The organism is Undibacterium sp. GW821-FHT11B02 (assembly GCF_058808955.1).
Window position 1 is genome coordinate 1 of record NZ_JBXASD010000028.1, and the last position, 4023, is coordinate 4023.

A 4023-nucleotide genomic window follows, 5' to 3' on the forward strand; every position below is an offset into this window, starting at 1 on the left:
GCAGACAACTCGGGAGACTTCAACGATGCGGCAGCGGCAGTGTATCTGCGCTATAGCTTCGAAACCAGAAAGACACCGGTCGCCTTCCCGCCGCTGGTTCCTAAACCTTATTATTCCGGAAACTAAGATTCCAGAAACTAAGGCATCGTAAGTCTTGTAAATTTACCTGCATCAACAAAAACCGTCAGAATCCTGGCGGTTTTTTATATTTTAACAATTGCTTCTTAAGATGCGCTTCCTATTTACCCCGGCATACTTCAAAATGCAGGGAGTATGCTTTTTGTGTTTAAGACATGGCAATACCTTGCAATACGTCGAAACAAGCAGTGCAAAGCGGTCAATAGGGGAAATGAATGAATTTTAAGAAGAAAGCGTTGGCATTAGCGCTTTTGACGGTCTATCTGGAAAGCGGGACTGCGCTCGCGAATTCCCCCTTGACGCAACAATTGAAAGAGCAGGCGCAATTCTGGGCGCAGCGTGGCAAAGATGAAAACGCAGCCGATGCCTGGCGCAAAATACTCAAGATTGAACCAGCGAATCCCGAAGCCTTGCTGGCATTGGTGATTTATGAAGCAAGAGCAGGTAATGCTGACGTTGCCAAATCGTATTATGGCAAACTAAAAGGCGCACAGACCAGCACCAGCCAGTTGCGTGCGGCTGAAGACGCCTTGCGCCGTGGCAGCAGTGGCGGGGCAAGGCAACTGGAAAACGCCCGCAAGCTGGCCCAGCAGGGCGATGTTGACAGTGCGGTGGAAGCGTATAAGATCATGGGCGACCCTTCCAAGCTCAAGGGTGATGCAGCGTTTGAATATTATCAGGTACTGGCAGGCACCAAGGCCGGTTATCCGGATGCCAAACGCGGCCTGGAAAAAATCAAGAATGAGAACCCCGGCAATGCCCGTTATGCCCTGGCCTATGCCCAGGTATTGACGTATCGTGAACCCACCCGCCTTGAAGGTATTGCTGCGCTGGAACAATTGACCAGCAGGGGTGATGTCGCCAAACCGGCCGCAGAATCATGGCGTCAGGCCCTGATCTGGATGGGTGTCAAAAATGAAAACGTCAAACATTTTCGCCGTTACCTCGACAAGTTTCCAGATGACCAGGTCATCAAAGACCGGCTGGCCAATTTAAACCGCCCGGTTGCCACCGCTGCGCAGGAAGAAAAAGTCAATCCGGCCAAAGTGATGGCAGAGGCCAAGCACAACACGGCAGTCAAGGCCGCTGCAGAAAGCAAACAGAAAATCGAAGCAGCTTCAAAAGCGGAAGGCAAGGACGAGCCGAAGGCTGAATCCCGACTAGCCTCTAAATCTGAAACGAAGTCTGAAGCGAAAGCTGAAACAAAAGCGGCTGCCAGGGCCGAAGCAAAATCGAAAGCTGAAACTAAAGCCGAAGCCAAAGCAGGCACTGGCGATTCGCTGGATAAAGCCCGCAATGCAGCCTTCAAGTCACTCGATGAAAATGATCTCAAGACGGCAGAAGCCGCTTTCCAGGCATTGATCAAATCGCATCCCAAAGATTCGTCCGGTTATGGCGGCCTGGGCTTGGTCAGGATGCGTCAGGATGAATTTTCCGAATCGCGCACGCTGTTGCACAAAGCGGTAGAACTGTTACCCGCCAATCGCAAAGACCAATGGAAGCAGGCGTCGGACCGCGCCAATTACTGGGGCTTGATCGGTGATGCACGTACTGCTTTTGAAGACAGCGACAGTGCCAAAGGTATTGCCCTGCTGCGCAAAGCAGTGGAAATGGACCCCAAAGAAACAGTCGGCATCTTGCAACTGGGCGATGCCTTGCTGGCAGAGAACGACGCCACTGGTGCCGAAGCCAATTTCCGCCAGGTGTTAAAACAAGACCCCAAAAATCAGGGCGCACTTGATAGCCTGATCGGTTTGCTGGCCTTGCAAAAGCGCATCAAGGACCTGGAAGAACTAAGCCCCTACATGTCGCCACGGCAAATGACGGTGCTGTCAGAATTAAAAGCTACCCAGTTATGGGACAAAGCCAAGGCAGCCGAAGCGGCGGGTGATATTGCCACCGCCCAGGCTACCCTGGAAGATGCCATCCTCATCACCCCTGACAACCCCTGGCTGCGCATGGCGCTGGCAAAAATCTACCTGCGTCAAAATGCACCTGGCGCAGCGCGTGCCCTGATGGATGCCATGGCCAATGTAGAAAACCCACAGGCAGAAGCATTGTTCGCCAGCGCCATGTTAAGCGCCATGCAGCAATTGTGGTGGGAAGGTTTGATGACACTGGAACGTGTCCCCGTACCTGCCCGCAAGCCTGAAATGGTCGAGTTGCAAAAACGCATGTGGATACGGGTACAGGTTGACCGCCTGAACGTCTTTACCAATCGCGGCGATGTTGCCCGTGCCCGTGAATTGCTGGGCGTGATAGAAAGCACGGCGGGTAACGATGCAGAATTTATCGGCATCGTCGCCGCTTTCCACATGAAGGTTGGCGACCCTGCCCATGGCCTGGCGTTGATCAAGCGGGCGGTGGAAACTGCACCTAATCCTTCTGCCGGATTGTTGCTGCAATATGGCATGGCCTTGCTACGCGCCAATCAGGAAGCTGAAGTGTTGGCAGTCATGCGTAAAGTCGCCGACATGCCACGCCTGACAGCAGAAGAAGTAGGCGATTACAAAGATCTGCAACGCATCTTGGCTATGCGCTATTCCGAACGGGCGCGTGAAGCAGGCGACTTCGCCACCTCCTTCAACTATATCCAGCCCATGCTGCTGGCCGACCCGGATGACAGTTTGTTATTGCTGAGTCTGGCCCGCATTTATTCGTCGGCAGGCGACACCGATGCGGCCAAGGAATTGTATGTCCGCGTTCTGCAATCAGAACCAGAAAACCCTGAAGTCTTGCAGGCACTGGTTTACGCCGCCATACAGAACAAGGATTTTTCAAGCGCAGAAGAGCATTTGACTACCCTGATGCGCCTGCAGCCGGATAATCCGCGCATCATTTCACTGGCAGGCAATGTCGCCAGGGCACAAGGTAATAATAACAAGGCACTGGAATTTTTCAGGCAGGCATTGGCCATGGAACAGGCCCAGCACCCAACAGCGGGGCAGGGGGCAAATGGCATACGTCTGGTGGGACAGACGCAAGCACAAATACCGGCAGCCAGCATCAACGATTTCAGAGTTAATCCTTTTGCTGACCGCAATGCGGCTACACCGGTTGCGCAAGCCTATGCACCACAGCAGGCTGTGGTACCAAATTCCAAGAGTGCGATTTTTGCGCCGGTAGGTGTACCCATGCAACAGGCTGCGCCGCAATATGCACCACCAGCACAGGCACAGTATGTGCAGCCGCAATATGTTCAACCACAGTATGCACAGCCTCAATACACGCAGCCGCAATATGCACCACCGGCACAGGCGCAGTATGTGCAGCCACAATATGCGCAACCGCAGTACGTCACACAGCCGCAGTATGTACAACAGGCCCAGCCTCAGTATGTGATTCCCCAATTGCCTGCCAATGTGACTACTGCAGCAAACCGGCCTGCTGGTGCAGGTGTTGCTGCTGCACCTGTACCCGTACCGCAGCAAATGGCCAGCATTCCGCAATTGCCAGCGAATGTTGCTTCTGCCCCTGCTGTGTCGACACTGACGCCGCAACAGGCCGCTACTGTTAATCCTTCGATCGCCATTATTCAGGGAAACACCAGCGGTAATACAGGCGCGGCCACTGTGTATCAGATACCGCCAGCAACCGTAACCCGTACACCACTGACAGCATCTGCACCGGTAGCACCGGCAAGCACACCGTATGTTCCGCCAAAAGCAAGCTACCCGGCAGCCCCGGTCCCGGTGCCGCAGCAATATGCAGTAAATTCAGCTAGCGCAGTCAGCAGTGCTGGCGGTGCCAGTACTTCAGGCTATGCCAGCGGCAGTGCATATACGGCAAATGCAGCCACTGACACAGGCAGCACTGGTAGCCGCAAAACCGGCAAGGCCGTACAGCCAAGCAATGTCAGTCCAGAAGAAGCAGCCTTGCTCAAAG

1 protein-coding gene is annotated in these 4023 nt (G+C 53.9%); it reads left to right on the forward strand.

From position 1 onward, the window contains the following. Positions 1-353 precede the first annotated feature (353 nt). On the forward strand, positions 354-4023 hold a 3670-nt coding region (locus tag AC1RVX_RS29910; RefSeq protein WP_493220230.1), incomplete at its 3' end, for a tetratricopeptide repeat protein.